Annotated in this window: 32 protein-coding genes; 3 read left to right on the forward strand and 29 right to left on the reverse strand. The window is 51.9% G+C overall.

Translation table 11 applies throughout. The features are described from left to right. The 3 genes from ABD892_RS01930 to ABD892_RS01940 form a co-directional block, all read left to right on the forward strand. Positions 1-311 (forward strand): hypothetical protein (locus ABD892_RS01930; RefSeq protein WP_345193254.1); only part of this gene is annotated, 311 nt, incomplete at its 5' end. Positions 312-701: 390 nt separating this feature from the next. After that, complete coding sequence (locus tag ABD892_RS01935) at positions 702-1,529, forward strand: hypothetical protein (protein WP_345193256.1); 828 nt, start codon at positions 702-704, stop codon at positions 1,527-1,529. 2 nt (positions 1,530-1,531) lie between these two features. Beyond that, positions 1,532-2,392: a hypothetical protein gene (locus ABD892_RS01940; RefSeq protein WP_345193258.1), complete on the forward strand. Its 861-nt coding sequence runs from the start codon at positions 1,532-1,534 to the stop codon at positions 2,390-2,392. Between the two features lie 9 nt (positions 2,393-2,401). Here the strand turns inward: ABD892_RS01940 and ABD892_RS01945 are convergent, their stop codons facing one another. The 29 genes from ABD892_RS01945 to ABD892_RS02085 all read right to left on the reverse strand — a co-directional run bounded on the left by ABD892_RS01945 (position 2,402) and on the right by ABD892_RS02085 (position 26,311). Then, positions 2,402-2,590: a hypothetical protein gene (locus ABD892_RS01945; protein WP_345193260.1), complete on the reverse strand. Its 189-nt coding sequence runs from the start codon at positions 2,588-2,590 to the stop codon at positions 2,402-2,404. Between the two features lie 26 nt (positions 2,591-2,616). Further along, the gene (locus ABD892_RS01950; protein ID WP_345193262.1) at positions 2,617-2,808 is read right to left on the reverse strand and encodes a hypothetical protein; all 192 of its coding nucleotides are present in this window, start codon (positions 2,806-2,808) and stop codon (positions 2,617-2,619) included. Positions 2,809-2,888: 80 nt separating this feature from the next. Beyond that, positions 2,889-3,188 (reverse strand): hypothetical protein, encoded by a 300-nt coding sequence (locus ABD892_RS01955; protein WP_345193264.1) that lies wholly within the window; start codon positions 3,186-3,188, stop codon positions 2,889-2,891. 547 nt (positions 3,189-3,735) lie between these two features. Next, complete coding sequence (locus tag ABD892_RS01960) at positions 3,736-4,038, reverse strand: hypothetical protein (protein ID WP_345193266.1); 303 nt, start codon at positions 4,036-4,038, stop codon at positions 3,736-3,738. 42 nt (positions 4,039-4,080) lie between these two features. Continuing rightward, a complete protein-coding gene (locus ABD892_RS01965) occupies positions 4,081-4,407 on the reverse strand; it encodes a hypothetical protein (protein WP_345193268.1) in 327 nt (108 codons plus the stop codon). After that, positions 4,404-4,778 (reverse strand): hypothetical protein, encoded by a 375-nt coding sequence (locus ABD892_RS01970; protein ID WP_345193270.1) that lies wholly within the window; start codon positions 4,776-4,778, stop codon positions 4,404-4,406. The genes ABD892_RS01965 and ABD892_RS01970 overlap by 4 nt, the downstream gene beginning before the upstream one ends. 145 nt (positions 4,779-4,923) lie before the next feature. After that, positions 4,924-5,184: a hypothetical protein gene (locus ABD892_RS01975; RefSeq protein ID WP_345193272.1), complete on the reverse strand. Its 261-nt coding sequence runs from the start codon at positions 5,182-5,184 to the stop codon at positions 4,924-4,926. 75 nt (positions 5,185-5,259) lie between these two features. Further along, positions 5,260-5,886 carry a hypothetical protein gene (locus ABD892_RS01980; protein ID WP_345193274.1) on the reverse strand — a complete coding sequence of 209 codons (627 nt, stop codon included), beginning with the start codon at positions 5,884-5,886 and terminating at the stop codon, positions 5,260-5,262. Positions 5,887-6,072: 186 nt separating this feature from the next. Continuing rightward, on the reverse strand, positions 6,073-6,969 hold the full coding sequence (locus ABD892_RS01985) for a DUF1186 domain-containing protein (protein ID WP_345193276.1): 897 nt from the start codon (positions 6,967-6,969) through the stop codon (positions 6,073-6,075). 95 nt (positions 6,970-7,064) lie between these two features. Beyond that, positions 7,065-7,538 (reverse strand): hypothetical protein, encoded by a 474-nt coding sequence (locus ABD892_RS01990; protein WP_345193278.1) that lies wholly within the window; start codon positions 7,536-7,538, stop codon positions 7,065-7,067. 47 nt (positions 7,539-7,585) lie between these two features. Next, entirely contained in the window at positions 7,586-7,897 is a 312-nt protein-coding gene (locus ABD892_RS01995; protein ID WP_345193280.1) for a hypothetical protein, read from the reverse strand. 56 nt (positions 7,898-7,953) lie between these two features. Continuing rightward, on the reverse strand, positions 7,954-11,109 hold the full coding sequence (locus ABD892_RS02000) for a type I restriction endonuclease subunit R (protein WP_345193282.1): 3,156 nt from the start codon (positions 11,107-11,109) through the stop codon (positions 7,954-7,956). A gap of 70 nt (positions 11,110-11,179) precedes the next feature. Beyond that, the gene (locus tag ABD892_RS02005) at positions 11,180-12,871 is read right to left on the reverse strand and encodes an AIPR family protein (protein WP_345193284.1); all 1,692 of its coding nucleotides are present in this window, start codon (positions 12,869-12,871) and stop codon (positions 11,180-11,182) included. A gap of 138 nt (positions 12,872-13,009) precedes the next feature. Continuing rightward, positions 13,010-14,365: a restriction endonuclease subunit S gene (locus ABD892_RS02010; protein ID WP_345193286.1), complete on the reverse strand. Its 1,356-nt coding sequence runs from the start codon at positions 14,363-14,365 to the stop codon at positions 13,010-13,012. Beyond that, positions 14,349-16,058 carry a type I restriction-modification system subunit M gene (locus tag ABD892_RS02015; RefSeq protein WP_345193288.1) on the reverse strand — a complete coding sequence of 570 codons (1,710 nt, stop codon included), beginning with the start codon at positions 16,056-16,058 and terminating at the stop codon, positions 14,349-14,351. Before ABD892_RS02015 ends, ABD892_RS02010 begins: the two co-directional genes overlap by 17 nt. A 100-nt stretch (positions 16,059-16,158) precedes the next feature. Next, a complete protein-coding gene (locus ABD892_RS02020; protein WP_345193290.1) occupies positions 16,159-16,818 on the reverse strand; it encodes a 3'-5' exonuclease in 660 nt (219 codons plus the stop codon). Between the two features lie 251 nt (positions 16,819-17,069). Then, a complete protein-coding gene (locus ABD892_RS02025; RefSeq protein ID WP_345193292.1) occupies positions 17,070-17,861 on the reverse strand; it encodes a phage head morphogenesis protein in 792 nt (263 codons plus the stop codon). Between the two features lie 3 nt (positions 17,862-17,864). Further along, on the reverse strand, positions 17,865-19,352 hold the full coding sequence (locus ABD892_RS02030) for a DUF935 domain-containing protein (RefSeq protein WP_345193294.1): 1,488 nt from the start codon (positions 19,350-19,352) through the stop codon (positions 17,865-17,867). 44 nt (positions 19,353-19,396) lie between these two features. Next, positions 19,397-20,767: a phage terminase large subunit gene (gene terL / locus ABD892_RS02035; protein ID WP_345193296.1), complete on the reverse strand. Its 1,371-nt coding sequence runs from the start codon at positions 20,765-20,767 to the stop codon at positions 19,397-19,399. Continuing rightward, positions 20,764-21,234, reverse strand: coding sequence for a sigma factor-like helix-turn-helix DNA-binding protein (locus ABD892_RS02040; protein WP_345193298.1), 471 nt, complete (start codon positions 21,232-21,234; stop codon positions 20,764-20,766). Before ABD892_RS02040 ends, terL begins: the two co-directional genes overlap by 4 nt. Positions 21,235-21,288: 54 nt before the next feature. After that, the gene (locus tag ABD892_RS02045) at positions 21,289-22,065 is read right to left on the reverse strand and encodes a C2H2-type zinc finger protein (protein WP_345193300.1); all 777 of its coding nucleotides are present in this window, start codon (positions 22,063-22,065) and stop codon (positions 21,289-21,291) included. A gap of 100 nt (positions 22,066-22,165) precedes the next feature. Beyond that, positions 22,166-23,479, reverse strand: a complete 1,314-nt coding sequence (locus ABD892_RS02050; RefSeq protein ID WP_345193302.1) for a DNA modification methylase — start codon at positions 23,477-23,479, stop codon at positions 22,166-22,168. Positions 23,480-23,512: 33 nt separating this feature from the next. Then, positions 23,513-23,992 (reverse strand): hypothetical protein, encoded by a 480-nt coding sequence (locus ABD892_RS02055; protein WP_345193304.1) that lies wholly within the window; start codon positions 23,990-23,992, stop codon positions 23,513-23,515. After that, positions 23,989-24,468, reverse strand: a complete 480-nt coding sequence (locus ABD892_RS02060) for a structural protein (protein WP_345193306.1) — start codon at positions 24,466-24,468, stop codon at positions 23,989-23,991. The genes ABD892_RS02055 and ABD892_RS02060 overlap by 4 nt, the downstream gene beginning before the upstream one ends. Next, positions 24,386-24,646, reverse strand: a complete 261-nt coding sequence (locus ABD892_RS02065; protein WP_345193308.1) for a hypothetical protein — start codon at positions 24,644-24,646, stop codon at positions 24,386-24,388. Before ABD892_RS02065 ends, ABD892_RS02060 begins: the two co-directional genes overlap by 83 nt. Beyond that, positions 24,606-25,139 (reverse strand): Mor transcription activator family protein, encoded by a 534-nt coding sequence (locus ABD892_RS02070; protein ID WP_345193311.1) that lies wholly within the window; start codon positions 25,137-25,139, stop codon positions 24,606-24,608. Before ABD892_RS02070 ends, ABD892_RS02065 begins: the two co-directional genes overlap by 41 nt. Then, complete coding sequence (locus ABD892_RS02075; RefSeq protein WP_345193313.1) at positions 25,136-25,378, reverse strand: hypothetical protein; 243 nt, start codon at positions 25,376-25,378, stop codon at positions 25,136-25,138. The genes ABD892_RS02070 and ABD892_RS02075 overlap by 4 nt, the downstream gene beginning before the upstream one ends. 85 nt (positions 25,379-25,463) lie before the next feature. Further along, entirely contained in the window at positions 25,464-25,928 is a 465-nt protein-coding gene (gene ssb, locus ABD892_RS02080) for a single-stranded DNA-binding protein (protein WP_345193315.1), read from the reverse strand. Then, entirely contained in the window at positions 25,901-26,311 is a 411-nt protein-coding gene (locus ABD892_RS02085) for a hypothetical protein (protein ID WP_345193317.1), read from the reverse strand. Before ABD892_RS02085 ends, ssb begins: the two co-directional genes overlap by 28 nt. Positions 26,312-26,318 lie beyond the last annotated feature (7 nt).

Here is a 26,318-nt window from a genome sequence, read left to right on the forward strand (position 1 = left end):
TTTTTGTAGCGGCCTTCTTTCACCAGCGTTTCAAAGTCGGTGTCCACCTGTTGCGGTTCGGCCTGCAGACCGTTATCGCTGAACGCAAGTTGCCCGATCCAGCCATAGGCCGGGGCATTATCCGAGGGGTGTCCAACAACAATGGGAGCTTCGTGCAGGGAGGGATCGTAGGCATCGGCACAGGCGCGCACTTGCGCCTCGCTGAAGTCGGTGGTTTGACCAGCGGCATCCGTATGGGTGCCGGGCCGAAAGATGTGGATGGCTTGCATGGCAGCGTTTGTCGGGTGGACTTACCCGCATTCAAGCCATAATCCGGCAGGAGAATAATACGGAATATTGCCGGTCGTCAGACAATCACAGCCCACGCACAAGGGAAGAACAGGTTATAACCAGCTTATCCACAGGGGAGGGTGATTGTTTATGGATTCAGTCAAATAACCCACAGTATCTGTGTATAAGCGTGTGATTAATGGCAGGATGAGTTGCGAGTTACCGACGCCATCCATTGACGCAGAAAGGCTCGTCAATGTTGGTCAAAATATAGCCAGTAAAAGTCAGGCAGGGGGTTATCAACAGGTAAAGAAAGTATTTTCTCCATGACATATAGAACGATGGTCTTATAATGAGCCTCGAAAAACAGACAGGCACTGTCTTATAACAATATCTATGCTGGAGATAGTCCACGGTCCACAGGAGTGTGTATGGCCTCTGAGATCATCCCGTTGCTTTACTCGCGTCACTACCTCAATGCGTATAACCAGGTGCCGGAAGGACTGAGCGCACTGACCCACATTGCCCGGCTGCGCTGGCAGGATAACCAGGTGGGGCGTTACTTTGTAAAAATCTATCCCCGCGACTACGCGCCCCTTGGCCTGGTGAATGAAATTACCGGTTATCTGCTGGCGCTGGCTTGTGGTATTCCCCAGCCGCCACGGGCCGCCGTCGTGCATGTACCCTCGGCAGTGTTTGGCCAGTTGTACCCTCAATTTGAAGTGCCCGATGACATGATGCTGCTGGGGTGGGCCACGGAAGAATACGGTGGCAAAACCCTCAAAACCTACCTGGGCCGCAATATGCAATCTTACCGTCGTATATTGCACCAGCTGGCCAAGTGGAGCCATCTGCCGGCATTACTGGCCTTTGATGACTGGCTGGCCAATCAGGATCGTAATACCGGCAATGTGGTGGTGCGCAGCGACAAGGATTTCGGTGTGATTGACCATGGCGGTTGTCCGGTCAAACATGACTGGACCGCCGAAGACCTGGATCCCAACGGACGGTATGAAAGCAAGTTGCTGGATGAGGTGTTCAGTGCCGGGAATCCATTACAGCTGGCCAGCGGCATGGTCGATGCGTCACAACAGCATTCAGAGGCGTATACTAAGGTTGTCACAGAACTGCAATATTGGTGGCGTATTTTCAGGGAGATGACGGAACATAACCGTCAGGCGCTGGAGAACTTCCTGACAAAACGGGCGGCCAATGGTCCGGACCGAATAACAGCAACAACAGGACTTCTGAGGCTCTAGAGATGGAAACGCTGTCGCAACTACTGCAGGCGAACCCTTCCAGTGCATCGGTCACCGGGGAGTGGTTCTGTATCAGCTGGCTGCCGGACCTGGCGACCGGTGAGCGTCTTAACATCGGTGTGGCGTTCCAGACCGAAGGGCGTTTGTATTGCAAGATGCTGGATTATTTCGAGCGGCTGAAGTGTCTTTATGGTGAGGGAGCCATCTACCATGTGCAGCTCATCAGTGATGTGATTAACGAGATGGTGGGCTGTAACCAGACCGACTCACTGTTTCCCCAGGTGATGATTGAGCGAAAAGGCTTTGCCCAGGGAGAGGCGGTCACCGAAATTCTCAGCGGGCTTTATGATGACACGGTCACCCTGGCTGCCAGGGTGCGGAAGAAGCGGGAGCGCGTGTTCAACAGCATTTCGAACGCAACGCTTTACACCAGCCTGGTGGATGAGCTAAAGCAGCGCGCCGGTCTGGAGTTCGATCGCTTTGTGCCGCCAACACCGACCATTGCCATTGATGATGATACCGGTCGTCATTCCCTCTATGTACCGTTTCGCACCGAATCCAATTGCATCGGCGGGCTGGCCTCGGCGGTATACGCCAGTTCAACCACCGTGGAGCTGAACCTGCTCAAGGCGGCGCGGGATGTGGAGACGGCGCAGCGGATACGGGGCGGTGACAACCCGTCGGTGTTTATTCTCAAACCCGGCGATGAGCTCAAGCATCTCCCCCGTGAGCAGGCTGACCAGATTGAAGACAAGCTCGACAAGTTTGACTGGTACATGAGCCAGCAAGGCATCTACCTGGGTAGCCATGTGGAAGTGGGTGGTCTGGCCGAGGAAATACAGCACTGGGCCAATGCGGCCTGACCTGTGGTATTAGCGGTTCCCCAGCAAGCCTTTGATGATCCGGATTTCATGCTGGATCATCTTCATGGCCTGTTCGTAGTCGGGCTCTGACTGTTTTTCCAGCTTGAGCAGATAACGGTCAATGTTCAGCACAATCATCTCGACGGCGTTGATGCAATCGTCCTGCTGCTGGAGTTTCTGCCGCAAAATGGGATCCATGATGTCTCTGTTCCTAACTTTGGGTGTTAATGTCGTCGTTTATTCAAAACGTCCTGTCTGACCTGTTGTTCCACAAAGTCCCAGAATGACTCGCACTCCTTCTCCAGAAAAACTGCAAGTAGTGGATGCGCCTCCCGGGCCAGCCTTTCCAGCTCTCCGGTAAACCTGTCTGTTTCGCGTATTATCCGCTCGTATGTGTCATCATCCGGGTACTGCATGGTGAGCCCTCCGTGGCCACTTTGATACACCCAGTTTCTGCACCTGACACCTGGTTGTTGATACGAATTTTTGCCGCATCTTATAAGTGACGAGGGATCTCTTTTTTCATGGTGTAGAACGCGATCTGGTAGTGCTGTTCATTCTTATCCTTGTCTTTTTCGCTGAGCAGGAAATCGCCTTTTTCAAAAGTCATCCGGCCTAAAGCCTTATCGTCAATGGTCAGCGTGTTGCCGTTGTCCAGCGTGAGCGTCAGCTTCCAACCGCCAATACACTCGACACTACCATTGACGACCCGATGATTGTTCACTCGCATTTCTGCCGTTTTGGATACCAGATTCTTGAAAGCATCCGCCAATTTGGTCTGTGTTGTTTTTGCCATAGGGAACTCCTCCGTGTGTGGCCAGAAAGCCGGGAATACGTGGGCTGCGGGGCAGTGGGTACGCTATTCCCGCAGGTCATCACACATTAGACAGTGTGGGGCGACAGGCAAGGGGCATTAAGGCTTCTGATAGCGGCACTATCGGGATGGATAGTCAAATTCATGGACAGGGGAGGAAGTCAACGAAAGGAAGGGCAAAGAACAGAATGGCGGGCGTTACCCGACGTTTCAGGAAGTATCGCACTGTCGTTCAGACTCAGGCCGAAATACCCGGCGCGACGGTAACAGCAAACAGGAGGAATTGGCTTGAGCCCTTGCCTGGCGCGGGATCACCAATTTTGGTACAAAGCCTGATATAAAAAGGGCAAGGATGTGGGAAAGCGGACGGCTTCTGGATAAGCCTGGTCAGGGATGACAGCCGAGGGGCGAATAACAATACTGCCCTCGCAACCGGTGGCTGAGGCCATGGAGTGGGAATGGTTTCAGGGAGGAATCCCCGGGGCAAGGATGCCCCATCCGTTACCGGGGTAACCAGACACAAACATCCTCATGCTGATAGTTCATTGCAGGCATCTTCAAAGCACACCCTCACGTCTTTCAGCCAGAAGGTCACATCCTCATGAACATCTGTTTGATGGGCGATGTTCTCAACCAGCAACAGCGTCTGCTTCATTTTGTCAAAATCACGAACGGACTCCCAGCTCATCCCTTCGTCAATATGAAAAAGAAGCCGTCCCAGATCGGGCGGGCGGCAATGCTGTACAACGGCATTGCGAAGATTAATCCATGCCCCCTGTAGATCGGAGAGTATTGTCTTTTCGTACCCTGTTGGTTCCTGTTGAAAACTCATGAGATCAATCCCCACTCTCTGCACGGTCGCCAGCCGGAAACATTACAGCATTTTCTGTAGTCCCAGGCATATTGTGAATGCCTGAATGAGCGGCTCCGATGTTTCAATGATCATCGACATTCCCTTGTTGTAGACCTCAAATTCAGTGTTTCCGGTGTCTGACTCGATAACCACATGGTCATATTCTGTTGGGATTGCCCCTTCCCGCATGCCGTAGGTGCCTTTAAGGGCCAGAGTGGATGGCTGGGATAGTAAGTCCGCCAGATCGTCGGACAGTGAATCGGGACAAATATGATGAGTGACCAGCCGCTCCAGTTCATGGCTATTATGGATCATACCGACCTTGTATTTGATGGTTATCAGGGTCAAGTTTCAGGTTTCTCCATGATTAGGGTTAAGGCGGGAAGTTTTGTTGGCTCAATACCGTCTTCCATAACCTGATCACACACATTGCTGATATACAGTTCACGGGTGTTGACTGTGTTTGGCAGGCCCGCCATTTTACGCCATTGGTGGTAGGTGTTAGGCCTGATTCTTACCTTGATGTAGTTAAGCCCTGTTCGATGGTACAAAGCAATGTCATCAAGTGTCTGCATTTTCCACTCATCATAACTCAGTACGTCACCTGCCTTGTTGGCGTCAGGGTGAACCACAGCGTCATAGTCTTTTTTGGATGTAAACCATGCATATGTGATTAGCGGTTCGGATTTACGGCAATCGGGATATATCAGTTTGGCCAACAGCCATACCGGCAGGAACAATAAACGGATAAAAATCATCAGGTAGCGCACGTGAAACTCTACATTATGCGAGCCAGCAGAAACGGCAGACTGCCTGTTAGTGGTACACGACAGGCAGCCGGTTAGAGGCCGAAACCCTGTGGGGTTAATGAACGAATTTTCGATCTTCCGGCTTACAGATTAATGCACCGATACCTTCTTCATCGAGTGTTTTGAAGAACTCCTGAAGCGCCTCCTGCTCGGTGTTGAAAGTGTCGTCCCATACGGTTGAGTTTCCATATTCATCCTCTACTTCCAGAATCCATTTACCGTGACCGTCCGCCAGAATAATAACCTTAACGGAGGAGCCATCACGCTCAACGGCCTGGGAAAGGCTGGATTTGATTACTTCGATATCATCAGTCATGGCAGTGTTCGCTGTTCAGAGAAAATTAATAGACAAGCCATCATGGCGCAAGCGGTCTTTATTATACGAAGGCTTTTACTCTACGACGGTTCCCTCGATGGTTTTCATTGAGGCATTGGTCGCAGATGGTGATGCGTCACCGCTGAGCATTAGATCACCGGCATCCGATCCTGCTTCACCTTCCAGCACACGGTAGAGCATGGAATAGGCAACCCGCCACTGTTCATCCCGAGGATGACGGCATTGAAGTGTGACCGTCTTGTCATTCAGACGCACCACCTTGCCATGATGTTCAATGCCCCGTTTATCCCTGAAGCCAACAACATCACCGGTAGACAGGGTGTGCCTGCTAAGCCCCCGGTCAACCTCATGATGAATCTTGCTGTCCGCACCATCAAGGTTGAGCATACAGAAGTCAACATTCCAGGTTTTACCATCTGACAAATCGCGAATCGTTGCTTTTTTCTGCTTCAGCTTCAGCACCTCGCAGGGACGTACACTGTTACTGGTGCAATCAAAATAACTAAGCTGCTGACCAATGGTTAACGACCGTTTGACACGCATCATCCGTGCAGGTGAACTCAGTTCGTTGCGAATGATGTTTTCCAGACGATACAGGTCAAAGGCGCTGGCATGTTCCAAAGCTTCCAGTATCTGGCCAAAATCCAGTGAAGGCTTTGCTGGTGATGTTTGATTACTCATGGTTGAACCTTAACAGGTTGAAGACAGTGACACGCTGTGTAATCCGACTTTCCGATGATCATCAAATGACATTCTTCTGTATTACCTTGGCACCTCAAGACCCACTGGAGTCCTGCCAACGGGTATGATCAGGAAGAAACAACAATAAGGTCGGCAACTCTCAGCCAGTAACATCCGCTATCGCTATTAACGTCCACAACATTTCTTGAATTTCTTACCGCTGCCGCAGGGACACGGCTCGTTACGACCGGTCTTGGCATCCGTTCTCACGGCTGTGTGGCCATCATAGGAATAAACGCCTTCAGCATGTTGATATCGCTGTACCGGTGTGTGCGAGACCGGAACCCTGGGCATAAATGCCGCCCAGTGCTGAAGCTCGGCGACGGTATCTGTGATGTAGTACTTGTCATAGCCGATATCAGCCAGATCGTCATATTCTGACTGAATCATCTCCTCAATGTCACTCAAAGCAGCAAAGCCGGGGCTGGCCAGTCCGTCTTGATAGGCCTGTCGGATGTCCGGCAGTAACTCGGTCAATCGAAGTGATGCAGAGCACAGCACAAGGGTATTCCATATCTGGGTTGGTTCACGAACCGGGTGCTGTCGAAACAGGTTTTTGTAATAAGCCAGGATATCATCGCGGCTGAGCACCTGCTCGCTGTACAGTGTCATCAGACTATGAAGTGCCGAACTGCGAACATACTCATCTACCTGGTTGTCTTCCACCAGCTTTTTGATGGGGCCGGTATCTCCGTGGCAGACCGAGGCCAGAATACGACCCAGCCCTTCTGTTATCGCATCGCCAAGGTGATATTCAGCGCACCCCTCCCAGTCAGACACCAGCCTGACGATTAACGGGTAAGCGTTTGCCTCACGGAACTGGGCCAGCAAAAACAGCGCTGGCAAGGTCATGCGATCATTAAAATCTCTGTCAATCGCTTCCCCCATGTCGACCAGTTCCTGAAGGTAGGCCAGAAGATGTGGGGTGATGGCCTCCTTTTGTTCAATAGCAGCCTCTATCGCTGCCTTTGGGAAATAGCCGTCGTATCCGGACAGTTCGGACAGTATTTCATCAATCGTCACAGGATCATTACCTTTTAATCGCAGAGGCTAAAGGGGCGGTTCATCAAAAACCTGCCAGAGAACGCGCTGATCGTCTGCTTCACGTGCAGAACGGGTTAATGAAGTTCGCCAGCAGGCTTGTTCACCAGTATCAGGTTTTCAATTCCGTGCTCGGAAAACTCGTCGTGATAGAGCTCTCTGAGTTCATTTATTTTCAAATAGACGTCATCATTACTCATAGTTTTGGCAACTGCTTCCGGGGTCTGCTGAACAAAATCCCGATCAGCCATCCGTTCAATCAGTTCTTCCCAGAAACTGTCTTCTTCAAAAGCGTTGACGAACTTCATGTATTCCCCGTCCATCTCGGAATCTAGGGTCTCATAATATTGCTGACGTTCCTCGTTAAAGACAATGCGGTCCTCACAGCCCATCTCCCTTGCATAAGACATGATCTTCTGTCGAAGCACCTTGTAATGCGCCGTTGCTTCAAATTCCTCCTTCCCGACAGAGTGCGCATCCAGCACCCAGCCGGCTATTGAGATCATATCCAGCAGTAGCCGGTACTCTTTTTTGGTGAAATGGATTTTCATGGGTTCCTTCTCCGGCTCAGTAGAATCTGTCAAAAAGGGGGCGGTGGTTAGTCCGGCCAGCGTCCGATGTCATAGAGTGACTCAAAGGTGTCCAGGGCCTCTTCCAGATCCGGCTGGTCACCATCATCATCGATATCAAACCACATCTGAACGTAGAGTTCGCGGGCATAGTCGTAAAGCGCCTGTTGTGCCTGGCGGCGGCTCAGCGGGTCCGGCGCTGTGGAGACCATCCCCTGAATCACCGTTTTCAGGCAGGCAATATAGACGGAGTCATCCTCCGATTCCTCTTCGTTGCGCCGGTGAAACTGAAGAATCACCGCCTTGCCAAAGGTTATCGCCTGTTCTGCCCATGGGGTCATGGTGTTTACTCCTTATACTGCACTTGTTACGCCCTGCATCGGTATCAACTTGTTATTTACCCACTCCACTCACAAGCCAAAGACTCCGCCTGCTTCAAAACCAACTCAACCGCAGCCGCCGCCCCATCCGGTGGATACTTGTACTTCTGCAACGTCCGCCGAACCAGAATCTTCAACCGAGCTCGCACACTGTCCCGAACCTGCCAGTCAATAGTGGTGGATTTACGTAACTTATCGGTAATCTCAACGGCAATCTTTTTGAGAATCTCATCACCCAGTTCTAGAACGGCGCTCTCGTTATTGGCCAGCGCATCATAAAAGGCTACTTCATCCGGGTTCAGGCCAAGCTCCGCTTCCCGGCTCATTTCCGCCTGGAAGTCTTTGGCCATCTGGATCAGTTCTTCAATCACCTGCGCTGTTTCAATGGCGCGGTTATTGTATTTTCGTAGCGTGGCCTGCAACCGTTCGGAGAACTTCTTCTCCTGCACCACGTTATTACGAGTCTTGGCGCGGATATCGTCTTTCAGCAGCTTTTCCAGCAGCTCCACGGCCAGATTCCTGTGAGGCATTCGCCGCACATCATCCAGAAACTCATCGGACAACAGACCGATATTAGGTTTCTCCAGCCCACACAGGGCAAACACATCCGCCACGCCTTCCGCCACAATGGCATTATCCAGAATCTGCTTCAGGGCAGACTGCTGCTCCTCCCGGCTGCGTTTTTTATCCACCGTGGTGAATTTATTAATGGCCGCCTTCACTGCCGAGAAAAACGCCAGCTCAAGTCGCAGCTCTTTTGCTTCATCCAGAGTGCTGCACAGGGAGTATGCCTTGTTAGCCGCCAGCACCAAATCCATCAGCCGCTTCTTGCCATCTTTCAAACCCAGCACATAGTTGGCCGCAGGCACCAGCAACTCTCTGGCTCGGGTTTCAAAACCGCTGATATCCAGCCCTTCACCCTGGGGCGTTTTAGCGAATAGCCCACGCAGCGCATCCATTTTTTCGGCCAGAACGGCATAGGCTTCTTCGGATCGTAAGGTCGGCTCACCCTTGCCACGGGCATCGGTGTAATCTTTCAGCGCCACCTTCAGTTCATTGGCAATGCCGATGTAATCCACCACCAGCCCACCGGGCTTGTTTTTAAACACCCGGTTCACCCGGGCAATGGCCTGCATCAGGTTGTGGCCCTTCATGGGCTTGTCCACATACATGGTGTGGCAGCAGGGCGCATCAAAACCGGTCAGCCACATATCCCGCACAATCACCAGCTTCATCGGATCGTTCACATCCTTAAAGCGTTTCTCCAGCCGTTTCTTGGTCTTCTTGCTGTAGATATGGGGCTGCAACAGGGGCTTATCGGATGCGGAACCGGTCATCACAATCTTGATCACGCCTTTTTCCGGATCAGGGTCGTGCCATTCCGGGCGCAACTCAACAATCTCGTTATAAAGATGGGCACAGATATCCCGGCTCATGCCGACGATCATCGCCTTGCCATCCATGCTCTCATTGCGGGATTCAAAGTGCGCCACCAGATCAGCCGCCACCTGTTTCAGCCGGGGCGTAGCACCCACCAGCTTCTCTAACCGGCTCCACTCGCCCTTGGTTTTTTCCCGGAGGCTGATATCTTCCTCATCTTCCACCACCTCATCCACCTGCTCAGAAAGCTGCTGGATTTCAGCGTGGTTCAAATCCAGTTTGGCCAGGCGGGATTCATAATAGATGGGCACCGTCGCACCATCCTCAACGGCATCCTGAATATCATAAATGGAGACATACTCCCCAAACACCGAGCGGGTATCCTTGTCCTCCTGGGAGATGGGCGTACCAGTAAAGCCAATAAACGACGCATTCTTTAAAGCGTCCCGCATATGCTTGGCATAGCCAAACTTGTACTGGCCTTCTTTGGTTAATACTGCCTTCAACCCATACTGGCTGCGGTGCGCCTCATCGGAAATCACCACAATATTATGGCGACCATTCAACAGCGGATGGTGGCTCTCACCGTCCTGCAGGGCAAACTTCTGCACCGTGGTAAAGATAATGCCGCCGGATTCCCTTTCCGCCAGTAACTGACGCAACGCCTCCCGATCATTGGCCTGCACCGGTGTCTGCTTTAACAGTTCCTGGGCACCGCTGAAGGTAGTAAACAGCTGACCATCCAGATCATTCCGATCCGTCACCACCACCAGTGTCGGGTTATTCATGGCTGGTTGTTGCAGCAACATACCGGCATAGCAGCACATGGAGATACTCTTGCCCGAACCCTGGGTATGCCAGACCACACCCGCCTTTTTACTGCCGGGCAATATACGACCACCCCGACACGTCTCCGAGGCCGCTTCCCCCAGCTGTTCCTGTGCTGCCAGCACCGTTGCCCGAACCGCTTCCCGCACCGCATGGAACTGGTGATAACCGGCAATCTTCTTGATGGTGCGTTCGCCATCACTTTCAAACAGCACAAAGTAGCGAATGTAATCCAAAAACAGCGACCGGTCGAAAAAGCCCCGCACCAGCGTTTCCAGCTGCCACTCCAGCACCGGCCGGTCTTCTTCGTTCCGGATGGTGCGCCAGGGCATAAACCGTTCCTGGTCAGCGGTCAGGGAACCCACCCGGGCGGTATAACCATCACTGATCACCAGCGCCTCATTAAAAATAAACAGGTCGCTGATTTCATCCTTATAGGTTTGCAGCTGATTAAAGGCATCCCAGATATCAACATTCTCATCACCGGGGCTTTTCAGCTCCAGCACCGCAAAGGGGATGCCATTAATAAAGCAGACAATATCCGGGCGGCGAGGGTTCTTGGTGCCGGTCAGTGTGAACTGGTTTACCGCCACAAAGCGGTTATTGGCGACCGATTCAAAATCCACCAGAAAGGCATGGTCGTTTACCCACTGCTCATCTTCGCCTTTGTAATCAACCGGCACACCCTCCAGCAGCAGCTTGTGAAAGTGGCGGTTATTGGTGATCAGGTCCAGGCTCTCGGGCTTGGTCAGCGTTGCCCAAACCTGCTCAAAGCAACCTGAAGGGAGATGAGGGTTTAATTGGGTAAAGGCTTTTTCCAGGTCTGGTTTCAGCAATGCGTCCTGATAATTGCTGCGCATGGGGTTTGAGCCATCAGGAGCAATATCGGGGCCGTGGAGGACTTCCCAGCCAGCCGTGCGTAACCACTCCAAACAGAGTTGTTCAAGTTGATCTTCAGTAATCATATCCTTGACTGCATTAAAAGAATGAATAAGCGGGGTTGTGGCATGATCAGCCACAACCAGAGGGGTACGCTTACTGAATAGCCTCCCTTAGTTGGTTAGTGAAATCTCTACTACGGACTTTATCCTTATCGCTTAGTGATGATTCTTTTGAGGACGCAGCAATTATTTTACATGATTTTATAAACAATGGAATTAAATCATCTATTTTACTTACAGTTACAAGTATTTCATGGTTATTCTTTGATTGTTTCTTTATCTGAAGATAAGTTAAATAGGCAATATGGTAACGAAACTTTCTATAACTCTTGTAGATTTTATTTCTATTGAATGCACTTTCCAATCTATTGACAAGGAGGGATGAAATATAATAATTATCTAGGTTTCCACCTATATTAAATAACTTTTCTTTATTGCTTTCTAGCAACTCTCCAAAATATCGGTGTGTACTTTGAGGTTGCGCTAATATTATTGATACATATGATTTTATTTGAGCCGCAAGAGTGATAATTTGTGAAGGCTTTATACTTGGGTTTCCAAGAAACTCCTTTGACCTTCGTTCGTAGAAGATCGGAAAAGGTAGCAGTTTACTTTTAGCTTTATAGAACTCTTGCAAGTCTTTGTGGAAGGGTTTTAATGACTCAAATGCTTCATCTGTTACTTCAGTCTGCCTATTGGTGGCTCTGATAATTCTATTAATTACTTCTTGATCAGTAGTATCAATTATCTTCAGAATGATATGTGTATCTTCAGATACCAATTTTTTGTTTTCAAATAATACGTGACTTGATTGACAACCATTAACAACTTGATAGTCTGTTAGCTTAAGCTTTGATCCAATTTTATCTACTTTTTTGGCAATAATTGTAATCCCGTTGTTTAGAAGTGGGAGAAGGCATTGGCTTTTTAAAGATTTTAGTGTTTCTTGAATTTCCTTATTTACTTTATTTGTGCCTTGATAATCCCTTACGTTATCATAAAAAAGTTCTTTTGATAGTTTTCCATCACTATCAGAAATAAGTTCTAAGTACGATTTGGCGGAAACACTTCCTATAAATGATTGCCTTATATTTAGATCACCTGGAATGTCAGGCAGTGCAACATGATTATTGAAATGTATTTCCTTTACAGATTTTCTACTGATCTCTCTATACGTGTTTTTTAACCTCTCAGCATCGTAAAACTCTATACTGGCTTTATTGGAGAACAAGTGTTTATCATCAAGATCTTTCAGCTCTCTCCGTACTCTACCTTCTATTTGTTCAGGATCTTTCCATTCTCCTGTAGTTACAAAAAAAAGATTTAGCTCTGGTGCTTCCTCAAAATCAATTGAATGCTGGTATATTTTATCCTTTATTTCTCTGATTTGTTTTATTTTTTCATTCTCTTCCACCGAAGCTTCTTTATCAAAGAGGCTTTTGATGCCAAAGATAAAACTGCCTATCTTATCACCCGCAAACTTTGATGATGTTTTTGATTGAATTAATGCAAAGGAAACATCAAGCGTACCATTCTTTTGTAGGAAGTAATCAATTTCTTCAGGTGCCTTAACTATGTTTCCATTGACAATAATAGCTGCACCATCAATAGCAAGATCCTTGGTGCCGCCTGTAGATAAATCCTCAAAATCAATTTCTCTTGGATAAAGCTTTGATACAATATTTAGATTAACAAATCTTTCAAAAGCTTTATCATAATCCATTTCTGACAAATCATTTTGTTCAATGAATGTAGATACATAACTCTTAAGGATTTCGTCTCTCATTTTTTTCCTCTTTAAAAAAAATAGTTAAGCTCTGCTGATAAAAATTGGCTGCGATTGTTATTCGATAGATTCAATGAGCGTTCGATTTTTTAGAATGCCACTTCGTGTTTCGCTTTCATTGGTCGAAATTTCAATGGTTTAGGTCAGCTCTCCGGAAAGAAGTTTGGGAAGTAAGCAATCTCTCAGTGATTCCAACAGTGACACTTCTTTTCTCAGTTCTGTAATTTTATGAAAGTAGGTTTTCATTGTGGCTTTAAAAGCCATGTTAAGTTCGGGTGTAGCGATCAAGATATCCTGATCTTCCATGATCGATTTGGTGAGATGTGTAAATATTGAGCCTGTAGCACCATTCTTCATTTGCTCGGTTTTTCTGAACATGCTCAGGTATAGAAAATAGCGGCTGACAATATCTTCGTTCACATCCATTTTCCAGATGTGGTAGTGATAAATGCTTTTGGGTCCTCTCCAGATATGTGGGCCGAAGGTGGCCGACCAAGCATAAATAAAGTCTTCTTTATCGATAAGCTTATCTTTTGGCAGGTCTAAATCTGAATAAACTGTTTTGCCACCATTTGATAAATTCTGGATTCTAACAATAGGTGTGCCATGATCTTTAAATTCAGTGTTTTTATAAGCCCTGCCATTAAGCACTCGGCAAATATCCTTAAGCTTTTTGAATTCCCAGTTATGTGGAATTTCACCAAATGCTGACGATTGCATAGCAGAAGGAAACAGTGCCGCAGTTCGGGCAAGCTCGGCGTAGGCTTCGGGCTGTTCGGTTTGCAGGGTGTTCAGGCTTACCTCGTCTCGGGCGGAGATGGCGCACATGGCTGCCCGTTCGGCTTCTTCGGCACTGCCGCCTGCTGCCAATACCGATAGTTTGGCTTTTACCGGATCGAAATCGACAAACCAGCTTTTGAAGAGGGTTTGGGCAATGGCTTCGAGGGTTTGGTTTGCCTTTCTATTGTTGATTATTTTATTACTTATCGAATCCAATATTTCTACAACAATATTTTGGTAATCTATAGAAGGCAGAGCCATTTCTAATGATTTCAATGCAACAATAGTGAGTGCTTTTTGAGTCGAGCCAATAGAAATCTCATCAATTTTTTTCTTTGCAATCGGTGATGTAAGCCAGTAATACAAATACTTTGAATTCACTCTATCGCTAAACTGACGAAACCAAGTAAGGTTTCCATCTTTAAAATAAAAGTTATCACCTCTCTGTACTCTATAGGGAACACCCAGAGTACCTACAGATGTTAATAAAATATCTCCTTCTACAGGCGCACCAAATTTCCTCTGTATTTGATTAAATTGATCGACAGAGATGAATAGCTCAGTAGAAATATCATTCCCTTTATGAAGATCAATTATTTCTTTTGATCTAAAGAATGGTATCCCTTCTTTTACGTAGTCAGCTCTTTTTACTCGCTTACTTGAAGTAATATCTAAAACTTCGCCTAGCTTAGTATTGTCAAAATTTAAGTTCATAACCGAGCCCTGCAAAGTTCTTCTTAATCTCTCCTTCGAGTCGATCACTTTCTGAAAACTGCTCTTGAAGCAGCCCAGTTAATCGCATCATTTTGTCAGCAAACGGCTCACCATCATCATCCTGCTCAGCAGCACCCACATAACGCCCTGGTGTGAGGACAAAGTCGTGTTTCTGAATATCTTCAAGAGGAGCTGCAAAACAAAAGCCGGGCTTATCCTCATAACCCTTGCCTTGCTGCCATACATGGAACATATCAGCAATTTCGGCAATATCTTCCCGGGTGAAATCCCGCAGTACCCGATCTTTCATAAAGCCCATATTACGAGCATCAATAAACAGCGTCTCGCCCCGACGATCCACCTTGCCATTGCCACTCTGCTTGTTCTTCGTGAGGAACCAGATACAGGCAGGAATCTGGGTATTGGTAAACAGCTGCCCCGGCAGTGCCACCATGCACTCCACCAGATCAGCCTCAATCAGCTTACGGCGAATCACCCCTTCATTATTGGTATTGGAACTCATGGAACCATTGGCCAGCAGTAGCGCCATAGAACCGTTGTCGTTCAAATGGTGGAGCATATGCTGCATCCAGCCAAAGTTGGCATTGCCTTTGGGTGGTGTGCCGTATTGCCAGCGCACATCCTCTTCCAGCCGGGCATGCCACCAGTCCTTGATATTGAACGGCGGGTTGGCCATAACAAAATCGGCGCGCAGGTCCGGATGCTGGTCATCCAGAAAACTGTCGGCGTTCTTTTTGCCAAAGTTAAAGTCGATGCCCCGAATGGCCATATTCATGGCCGCCAGCTTCCAGGTGGTGGGGTTGCTCTCCTGACCATACACGCAGATATGCTTTTTCTGCTCGCTGGCGTCGTAATGGCGCTCTTTGGCGTGCTCCTCAATAAACTTCTCACTGGAGACAAAGAAACCACCGGAGCCCATGGCCGGGTCATACACCCGCCCCTGAAAGGGTTGCAGCATTTCCACAATCAGGGTGACGATGCTTTTCGGCGTGTAGTACTGGCCACCCTGTTTGCCTTCCGCCAGGGCGAACTGGCCGAGGAAGTATTCATAAACGTGGCCAAGGATATCCTTGCTGTGCAGCTCCAGCTTTTCGCCCTGGTATTCCGGGTTGCGGAAGCTGGTATCCGAGAAGCTGTTAATCAGGCCGATCAGTTTTTCGTTATCCAACTGATAGTTGCTGATGCGGTTCAGAATGCCTTTCAGTTTGCTGTTGGCTTTTTCAATTTCATCCAGGGCATTGTCGATCAGCCAGGAGATGGAGCGCAGCTTAACGTCTTCCCCCTGTTCGTTCTGCCAGATCACAGAACCGATGGGCAGTGTGGCGGACTCTTTCAGTGTGCTCCAGCGGGCATGCTTCGGCACCCAGAAGATGTTTTTCTCCTGATAGTAGTCGAGAATTTCCAGCTCATCGGCTATGGCCTGCTGGTACTCTTCGTCGGAATCGAAATCGTCCCGGGGCAGGTAGTAGATATTGTCATCGTCGTTTTTCTGAAAGAGCGCTTTCAGTTCTTCCTGACGCTCTCCAAAAGCATCCGACACATATTTCAGAAAGATCAAACCCAGCACAATGTGCTTGTAGTTGGCGGCATCAAGGTTACTGCGCAGTTTGTCCGCAGCTTTCCATAGCTTATCGTCCAGCGCCTTAAGGAACTGCTGTTCAGTCGTATTCATGGGTTAACCGTTGTTAGGTTCAGATTGGGATAGGGTGTAATGTAAGGCGGTTTTCTGTGGCATAGTCACAAGAAAACAGTCAGCCTGATGGTTTTAAATGTCAGCACATCTTTTTGCAGGCGCGTATCACATCAATGACCGCATAACAGTCTGCCAACGCCCGATGGCTTTCCCGGACCTCACTGCCCAGGCATCCCTTGAGAAACGACAAACTGTGGGATTCCATATGGGGTAGTACCTGTCGTGCCAGTGCCAGACTGCAGATGACAGGGTTGGGCAGGGGCATATGCACTTTCAAAAACCGGGTATCAAACGGTGCGTTGTGGATGATCAGGGTTTCATTTTGGATAAACGCACTGAGGCTGGTTATTGCCGTGGAGATATCCACACCGTCGGTTTCCAGCATGTGGTCCGTTATGCCTGTCAGCTCCTGAATGAAGGGAGGAACCTGTTCATTATCCGGTAATCGGACCAGATGGCTCATGTGGTCTACCGGCTTAAGGTTTCTGACCTTGATTGCTGCCACTTCAATGATTTTGTTCTTGTGATGGCTGAAACCGGTGGTTTCCAGATCAAGTACCACAAAAGCATGCGGTATGGTGGGTGGCTGGTAGTCTACCGTAAAGCCGGTGGTGGCTTTCCTGTTCTCCGAGCTTTCGGCTCTGCGGGTTACTGGCCGCTTATTCCCTCTTGTGTTTTGACTTTCGAACTCCCTCATCCATTTTTGATAGAGTTCAGTTCTGCCTTGCTTTGTGAGCATGTGGACAACCTGAATCGATAGCCTGGCTTGCCGGAATCGTGTCTTTGTAACCGGGCTGATTATAAGCGGTCCCGGCCAGCGGTGTGATGAACAAATCGCACCCACGCTACCGCCCGAAGGAGTCGCACGATCGTTTCACGACCGGCGGAGCGTGGGCCTCGGTAGCTCGATGTTGAATGAATGTTTAGAAATGAAGCGTCGTATGTAATCACATTTGGAGAGGGGAAACTATTGCAGTTATGGCATAAAGATTACGGTTTTTGCTGCTGACTCTCTGACCGTTTCTCACGCTCAAGTTGTCGCAGGATGGCAAAGCGTGTCTGCCCCGGGTTGTGGTCCCAGCCGGGATCGAGGTCTTCCGGCACTGTGCGGGCCTTGCCGGTGCGAGGGTTTTCCCAGAGACGGGTTTTGATCCTGGGCTCTGGTGAGGGTTTCAGACCGTAGGCTTTCAACTCTTTGCGGTCCAGCTGGATAGCACCGCAGCGGCAGTTCCAGCCGTTCGGGGGGAAGTGGGTTGTCCAGAAGGTATGGTTTACCGGATACACCCTGCCATCCCATTGTTGGTGCTCGGGGCGTACCCGGTGGTCTTCCACTGCGTCGTACATCAGGTAGGGTGCGGTAGCTGCGTTGGCCCGAATGCTTTGCCAGTGCCCCACGCTGTAGGCGCTTTGCAGGTTAGTGCGGAAAATAGTTGCCAGCCTTGATGCACTGCCCAGTTGTGCTTTGACGATTTGTCCGCTATCCGGATCCACAACATCCTGTTTGCCCCACCATCCGGCCTTTTGCAGGGTAGGTATGAGTTGCTGTGTGAACTCTGTCAGTGTCTGCCCGTCGTCTATGGCCTGCTGTGTTTTTTTGGCTATGAAGGCCAATAGATCCCGGTTCATCATCTTGGCCACGGTAAAGGCGGCATCATGTTCCTCTGCGAGCATATCCTCCCAGCGAAATGACAGCTTCAGCCCTTTGCGTTCAAAAAACCGGATAGCCTGGGCGGGTTTCAGGGTAAAAACCGCGGTGATCTCAAAGAAGTTGAGCGTAGGCATGGATCACCGCTGGCCCCGTAACAGCCCCATCAGGCGACTATAAAATGTCGCGTTTTCCACAGTGGTGGTGGCGGACTCCGGAGGTGGTTCCTCCATCAATGTCTCAACTCTTTGCCGGAAGGTTTCCAGATCGCCGGTCTCCTCTGCATAGTTCAGCAGCGACATGATCTGCTCGCCGTAAAGGTCACGGTACTTTGTGGATAAATAGTCGGCTGCGTCTGCCAGCGCCTGTTGATCCTTACGTCGGTCGGCCTTTTTCTTTGCGAGCTTTGGATGAACGGCGTCTTGCTCAGCAAAAGCAGGGTCAAGGTTATCCGTTGCAATGGGATGGGACATTGGCGCCGGTTTTTTCCGCCAGCCCGGCCCGTAAACCTCCTCAATATACTCCTCGGTGGGCTCGTATCCCAGGGAGCTGATTTTGTTATCACGCTCCGCCCGCTGGAGCAGGTCTTCCTCCGGCTCGGTATTGCGCCAGACTCTCGGTGGTTGGGCATTGGGAAAGTTCCACTCCGTTAACCAGCGCACCACCTGGTTGTTGAAACTCTCGCAGATCAGGTCCGCATCGCTTTTGATCACCGACTGCTTTACCGCCTCGTGCACCTGCGCCTGGGAGAGTGAGCTGCCGTCATCGGTGGTCATGGTTTGGCTTAGCACCACCTTGCTGATGGCCCGGTCCATGCGCTCTGCCAGCGCTTCATAGTCAGCGGTGCCATGGCGGGCGGCCTCCAGCAGCTCTACCAGAATGTTGTCCGGAACCACAATGCCGCTGTCTACCTGGATGGCGTCCAGCACCTGCAGGGCCTTTTCACGCTCGCGAGGGTCTTCCGCCTGTCCCGGTGGCAGTTTTGCCATGGCGGTGGGCTGGCCGAACTTCTCCAGAAAAATCAGCCAGAACTTGATGTCGTTGCGTTTGAAAAAGGTGGGCCAGTACAGATAGTGGCCCAGTCCCAGCCCGTAGGGGTTGTCGCTGTGGTTAGCGCCAGTGCTGAACACCCAGAACTTCTGGTCAGGGAGTTTCACCGGATGGGGTTCACCGGCCTTGATCAACCGCAGATTGCCGTCCACATCAAACACAAACCGGCTGCGGTCGCGGACTTTGATATCGTCCAGCACTATTTGGCTGCCATCGTAGCCCCACAGGCACTCGCCCACGGCATAGCCGTAAAAAAGACCGTAGAGCATTTTGTCGGTGATGCCGTCAAAGCGGATATGGGTCAGCTGCTCCTTGATGAACTCCGCAGCCGCTTTATCTTGCGCCGACTCGCTGGCAGGCTCCACCGTCCACTCACTCTGGATAACCGCCAGGCGTCGTTGCTGAAAGGTAGGTTTGACCTGATCGTCCCGCAGGATTTCGTCGTAGATCTTCATATCCCGACCGCGCTCCCGGAGCACGCTGTCGGGGTTGTCCATCAGGGTGGCGGTGTAGGCTGACGCCAGCCGGACGCCGTGATCCGCCTTTGCCAGCTCTCCCAGTTTTGGCTTGCCTGCCATGGTGTTGTCCTGTCTAGTCCCTGTGTCGGTTAAAATATGAGCACTCAATAACCCCTGAAATCATTGCGGCCCTTTACCACACCATAACCCTTATTCTCATCAATACTGTGCGGGTTTTCGCCGTAGGCCTCGACGCCGGCTCTTGTGTTCCCTGTGGATGCAAAGCTGAAATTGGCCCGGTGCTCATGCGCCCATTTCAGAAACTGGCTGGTGGAGTCCACCTGGTCATCGTTACCCGCCAGCGGGAAAATGGTCAGCTCCAGCTCGTAGTCGATCAGCCAGGGAGCCGCCTCCGGTAGATGCACCAGCCCGGCCTCAAACAGGCTGCTGACCTCCACTAACCGGTCTATCTTGTTCACGCCCTTGGGGTCGCAGGGGATCACCGGCACATGAATCTTTTTATTGCCAGCGTTCACGCCTTCACGTAGCTCCTGAATCAGTGAGGTACCGCTACCCTTGTCCTCGATCAGGACCGCCTGCGGGTTCCAGGCCAGATACAGGCTGGCAGCCGCACGTTTCAGTCGTGGGTACTCCAGCTTGTCACGGAACACATCCAGCAGGTACCAACCCCGTCGGGTTTCGCCCCATGTGGTGCAGACGCTGGGATCGTTGATCTCCTCCGGTTTATAGGCGGTATCCCAGCTCTGGATAATGCGTAAAAACTCCGCCGGTGGCGTGCTGTAGCGCTGGAACCAGCGGGCCTTGATAAGTCCGCCCTCCGGCGTGGCGTTCCAGTCCCCCATCAGCCATGCCTGCACCAGCCACGGTGGCCCGGACTTTTTCAGCCGGTTGATGTACTTGGGATCGTTGCTGAGCAGGAGCTCGTTGTCCTCAAGCCGGCTGGGAATATAGATTCGCTCGTCACCGGTGTTGGCATCGCAGATCAGCTGCATGCCTTTAGGGGCGGCATCGATGTAGCGCTTCTTGATCCACTCATGTCCCGGCCCGCCCGGGTTAGCAGAGAGGTTAAAGCTGGCAGGAATCCCATAGGGGTTTCGCAGGGTGGCCTGGAGCTTGTCGATGGGGTCAGGGGTGGGAAAGTTACCCGCCTCGTCAATGTACACATCGGTGTAAGAGTGGCCCTGATATTTGCCGGCGTCAGCGTCCCGCTCAAGGCTTCGAAGCCGAAGCAGCGCGCCGTTGGGCATAATCCAGGTACTTTTCTGGGCTCGGTAGAGCGCGCCAATAGGGAGATAAATCTCATGAGAGCGGGCAATCACCTCATCCAGCTCCGGCATGCTGCGCCGAACGAATAAACCTTTGCTGTGGCCACCGTACTTGGTGCTGCGCTGCAGCCATTTACCCAGAAACCCATCGGTCTTGCCGCCACCCCGGGCACCGCCGTAAAGGATATCCTCCACCGGACAGGTGACCAGCGCTGTTTGCGGTCCCGGTTGGGGAGACCAGGTGATCATGGGCTGTCGGTGTCATCCCGACCGTATTGTTTCAGCCACTCCTCACGGCTCATCGGCTCGGGGATCAATACCACGCCTGTAGGTGGTGCGACCTCAGTACCGTCCGGTGTGGTGTGCGCTACCTTCTGCGGCGCATTGAAGCCGTAAATACGTGCACGACGGTCGATAGCCTTCATAATCCTGTCCATAGCCTGCAGATCCCCTTTAAGGCTTTGCTTCATGGCCTCGCGGATAATCCAGTCCAGCCGCTCAAGATCCAGACGACGGTTCACCTTGGCATCCTCGCGGCTGTCGTTTTCCAGGGTTTCGATGGCCTTGACGACATGGCGGTAGGCAGCGGTCTTGCTGATGCCCAGCTGGTCGGCAATCTGCCGGTAGGACAGCCCCAGGGTACGAAGCTCCAGCGCCTTTTTGCGTAACTCTGCCGTTTTGGCCCGCTGGGTACGTCCCGGATTCTGGATAGCCATCGTTCACCCCTTATGCGTTCACCTTTTGCCGGGTAAAGGTGGGTTAAACAGCGGTTATTCGGTCTTTGGTTTTTTTGCGGGTGGTTGGTCGTCCTTGGGTGTCGTTGGTTGTGATGGATGCTTGGTTCTCATGTGATAGTTAAGGCCGTTTAGCTGTGTAGCAGCATAGTTGCAAAGCTTGCATTTATAGGGCTTCTCGCCGGTGTGGGTACGCTCATGTGCAACCTTTGCTGGTTTTTGACTAAAAGATTTTGGGCAGTGCTGGCACTTAAAGGGCTTCTCGCCGGTGTGGGTACGCTCATGTGCAACCTTTGCTGGTTTTTGACTAAAAGATTTTGGGCAGTGCTGGCACTTAAAGGGCTTCTCGCCGGTGTGTGTGCGTAGATGAAACACCATGTGCTGTTTGGTTTTTGTCAACTGTTGACATGTGTTGCACTGGAATCGCTTATCTTCCAGCCGACTGTATCCCGATTGAACGCCCGAGGTTCCAACTACAGCGACGGATTGAGGGACTGGCGATGTAGATTGTTGTGTTGAGCTTGAGGCTGTTGGTTGTGTTGAAGTGCTAGCTACAGATTCTGGCTGAGAGACTTGTGTTGGTGCTTGTGGTGTCGAAATCGTTGATCCGGATTGTAATATAGGTGTAGAGGTAGTTGTTGAAACAGCCCTCGAATGATGTTGTGTTTCAGCAACGCACCTATTGAGTTGATGAGTGGGTGAGTTCATAGAAAGATCAAGAGGTTTTTCCTCACCATCAGGAGGGGTTGCATTTGGTGGCAGGGCTGACGATGAAGTATGTAATGGTGATATAGGAGGACTGGCACGTTCCATCAGATTTAATCCTTGTTTTGCGAAATATGCTTTTATAGACAGACAGACAGACAGACGGTTCCTTGATGTTTGTCCAGTAGACAAGTCTGTTAGCCATTCTCTACAGCCCGAAGGTTTGACCGCTACTCTCGAGTACTACGTCCTGACCTGTGAATTTCTGCCAACGCCGGATAATGACATCGCAGTAGTGCGGGTCCAGCTCCATAACCCGGCTGTAACGTCCCAGCTTTTCACAGGCAATCAAGGTGCTGCCGCTACCGCCACAGAGATCCAGCACACTATCACTTCGTTTGCTGCTGTTTCGCACCATGGAAACAATCAGCTCCACCGGTTTCATAGTGGGATGCTCTCGGGAGGCATTGGGCTTGTCCTCGCGGATAACCGTCCCGCACAGGCGGTTACGCAGCTCTTTCACCTCTTTGGCCAGCGCGTTCTTGTCGAGGTCTTTGGTTTTGGGTTCCTCGTCGATAACGGTCTTTTTGTTGCGCTCGCCATACCAGGCATGAGCGGCGCCGGGTTTCCAGCCGTAGAGGATGGGCTCGTGCTGCCAGTGGTAGTCCTGCCGCCCCATAACGCTGGAGCTCTTTACCCAGATCAGCACCTGCTTCAGGTAAAAGCCTGCCTCCTGCAATGCCAGCCGGAAGTTCACGCCCTCGGTGTCAGCGTGTGCCACATAGATCGGACCGCCTTCTTTGGTGACTGTGAAGGCCGAGGTAAACAGATCCCGCAGGAATTGCCGGAACTGGCTGTCGCCCATGCTGTCGTTATCAATTTTGAGTGAGTCTTTGGTTTTGCCTGCGTAGTCCACGTTGTAGGGCGGATCGGTCCAGACCATATCGACAAGCTGGTTATCCACAAGACGCTCGACGTGTTCCAGGTTGGTGCTGTCGCCACACATGAGGCGGTGGTCGCCTAACAGCCAGATATCCCCCTCACGGCTAACAGTTTCGTTTTGCACGTCCGGCACATCGTCATCATCGGTGAGGCCTTCTGTAGGCTCATCCAGCAACTCAAGGGTGGACAGGCTGTTGAGCAGTTCGTTGAGCTGCTCGTTATCGGTATCAATATCCGCAATCAGCTGATCCAGCATGGCCTGATCGGTTTCCGCCAGCGCAGACAATGGATCGATGGTAGCCAGCGCCAGCTTTTCCTCTTCCTCGGTGAGATCCACATAGATTACCGGTACCTCGGTTTCCCCCTCACGCTGGGACAGCTCCACCCGAAGATGCCCGTCGATCAGGTGGCCGGTAGTCTGGTTGACGATCACCTGCTGTATCCAGCCGATGTCCTCCAATACACCCTTGAGCGCTTCCTGTTGATGTTTCGGATGCTTGCGCCAGTTGTTGGGGTTAGCCAGCAGTTGATCCGGGGACTCTTTACCCTGTCCGGTGATGCGGTCTTTCCAGTGACTCACGATGCTTTCCCTGTCTGTGGTGTTCCGTGGCGGTCAGGACTTTCTGAACAGCTGGCTGATCAGCGGGGTCAGGTTCCGGATAGCCCGTTCGCCAAACAGGAAACCCAGCACCAGAACATTCACTACGATCAGCGCAGCCTGTTGTTTTTCGGACAGCGTCCACTCGGAGAACCAGCACCAGTCCAGGTACATGGTGAAGAACCCCCACACCGGTCGCTGGCAGCCACGGGCAAACAGCATCAGTCGTCCCACGACAGGCAGGCTTTTGAGATCCGATGCGGTACCCTCCAGCTTGCTGATCCGCTCGGTCAGCATCTGCTCGGCCTCCAGCAACGCGTTGTCGGTCTGCTGTCGCTTGTCCTGCTCAATACGCTCCAGCTCAAGCCTTAGTCTGGCCTGCTGCTCCGGTGTCATATCCGGCGGGAAGTAGGTCTTGATACCGTCGAAGATGGTCTGGGCCAGATTGCCGGTGAGCAGGTTACCCAGGCCGGTGGCAAAGGACTCAAAGCTCATAGGGTGTTCCCCGGTATGCCGTCGCGATCCCAGCGGATACCCTCGTCGATCAGCCACTCACTGTAGGGCTGGCAACCCAGTTCGTGGTGGATGATGGCGCGGATCAGCCCGGGCAGGCAGAGCTCAATGCCGTTGTCGATACTGAAGTCCGGCGGCAGGCCAAGACGGGCGGCGACAGCCTCCACATAGGCTTCGGTATTGTTTTCATTGGGCGGTGCCCAGCGGTTGATGAACTCGCGAACCGTACGCAGCTCATGGCGGTGGTAGTAGGTGCGAAGCGTCCGGCTCATGGCGCGGATGCCGAACTCGTGGCTGATGAACTGGCAGAAGTCAGGGTCGGCCTGAACATCGGCCAGCCCCAGCCAGCTGGTTCCCCGGCGAAGGTTGCCCGGATTACAGTTCCGAAAGCCCCGGATTTGTGCGAGCGGCATGGTTGACGTCCTGTGTCTTCTGGTTGATGGCAAGCCAGGTGTCATACAGCGACACCAGTGCGGCTGCCGCGGAGATCAGGGTGACCACAACCACGCCGATGGTGAACAGCCGTTTCACGTCATCGCGCAGGTTGAGTACCTGCCGGTGGGTGTCCTTCCCCTCGGTCTTGATCTCGGCGATGTCAGAGCTGATGCTTTCCACTCGCACCTGCAGATGGGTCACGGTGTTCTCCAGTGTGTTGATGCGAGGCGGCGTGGCTTCCAGCTCCCGAAGCCGGTGGTGCATGACCGCCTGTTCCTGTTCCATCCGGCTCATCCGGTCTGCCATATCGTTCATGGGGTTCCTGGGTCATGATGCGGAGACGTCGGCACAGCAGACCTGCCCGGGGCCGGTCCAGCCCCTGACAGATCCAGCGGACACTGCGTGGTACAAGCCCGTAACGCTCGGCCACCGTCTGCTTGCTGTGGCCTTGCAGCACTTCCTGCAGAATGGCCCGGTTCCGTTCGATCAAGGCCAGCGTCCTCGGGATGTAGGCCTGTAGTCCACCCCAGGCTCGTCCCAGTGTCAGGGCGGCGTTCATACCGATAACCCTGACTATGTCAGACTCCGGCTTCGGGCGTCCTGCAAAATATTTCCGCCGGCCACCGAAGGCGCGCTCCAGCGCCAGGGTTTTGTCCCGGCCGATCAGCCGTACCAGATCCTGCTCAATACTCATGAGGTTGTCTCCATCTCCGCCAAAACCGGCCACCAGGTGATGGCGAGGCTCTCCCGAACCGAGCAGTCACGGGGCAGTCCACTGCGAACCTGTCCGCTGCACAGGGCGGTGTTGAGCATCCGGCAAACCAGCGCCGGATCCATGGTCTCCGCCTCGGCAATCTCGGCACTGGTGCAGCCCGGATGGCGGCGGGTGAGATCGGTAGCAGTCTTGCGGCGTATGTCGTACAGGGTTTTCATCGTGTTACCTTTCAGGATTGTGGTTTGTTTGTCGCCATTACGATCAAGCTAACGGCAATAGCGTTAATTCAGGCCAAGGTCCGGATCAGCACACCTGCCGGTGATCCCTCGGCAGGAACGGGATATCGTCATCATCAAAACCGGATCCTGCCTGTGTGGCCGTTGCCGGCTGTGGCGGCGTTGACGTGGATTGTGTCGCTGCCGGTTTCTGGCCTGTGGCCCTGTCCAGCAGCTGCCAGTCAAACACCAGGATCTCGGTGATTCGCATCTCGGAGCCATCCCGGCGTTTGGCCATCCGGCTGCGAATGCTCCCCCGGACATACAACGACCGTCCCTTGCCGACTTGGGCTGCGGCGGTTTCTGCCGACTTGCCACGCCAGACCAGGTTGTGCCATTCGGTACGCTCCATGGGCTTGCCGTTCTGCTTGTCGGTCCAGTGTTCATGGGTGGCCAGTGAGCCCAGGGCGATACAGCCGCCGTTGTCGAAATAGCGCAGCTCAGCGGCCTTGCCTGTTGTGCCGATCAGGGTGACTTCGTTGACGCCTCGCATGGTGACTCTCCTGTCGCGGGTTTTTCCGTGTCTGTGGTGTCGAGCAGTTGCCGTACGCTGCTCAGCGCTTCCTGTCCGGTTCGCATCCGTCGTTCACGCAGGCTTCGGGTGACGTTTTCCCGTTTCGGTACCCGGAACGGCTCGTGGGACGGAATACGATGACCGCCACCTGCCAGCGCGATGAACTCAGGCAGGGTGGGAGGTTTGGCTACCCGGTCCTCGCAGTGATCCAGCGCACGTCCGATACACTCTGCACTCAAACCGTTACGCTCGAAGGCCAGCAGCCACTCGTTACGGGCAACGGTCGCCTGGTCTTCACTGCGGAACCGGCTGGTCCACAGGTGACCGTAAATGTTCGCCATTCGCACGAAGAAACGGGTCATCAGCCGT

The sequence above is a fragment of the Kistimonas scapharcae genome (assembly GCF_039540975.1).
GTDB lineage: Bacteria > Pseudomonadota > Gammaproteobacteria > Pseudomonadales > Endozoicomonadaceae > Kistimonas > Kistimonas scapharcae.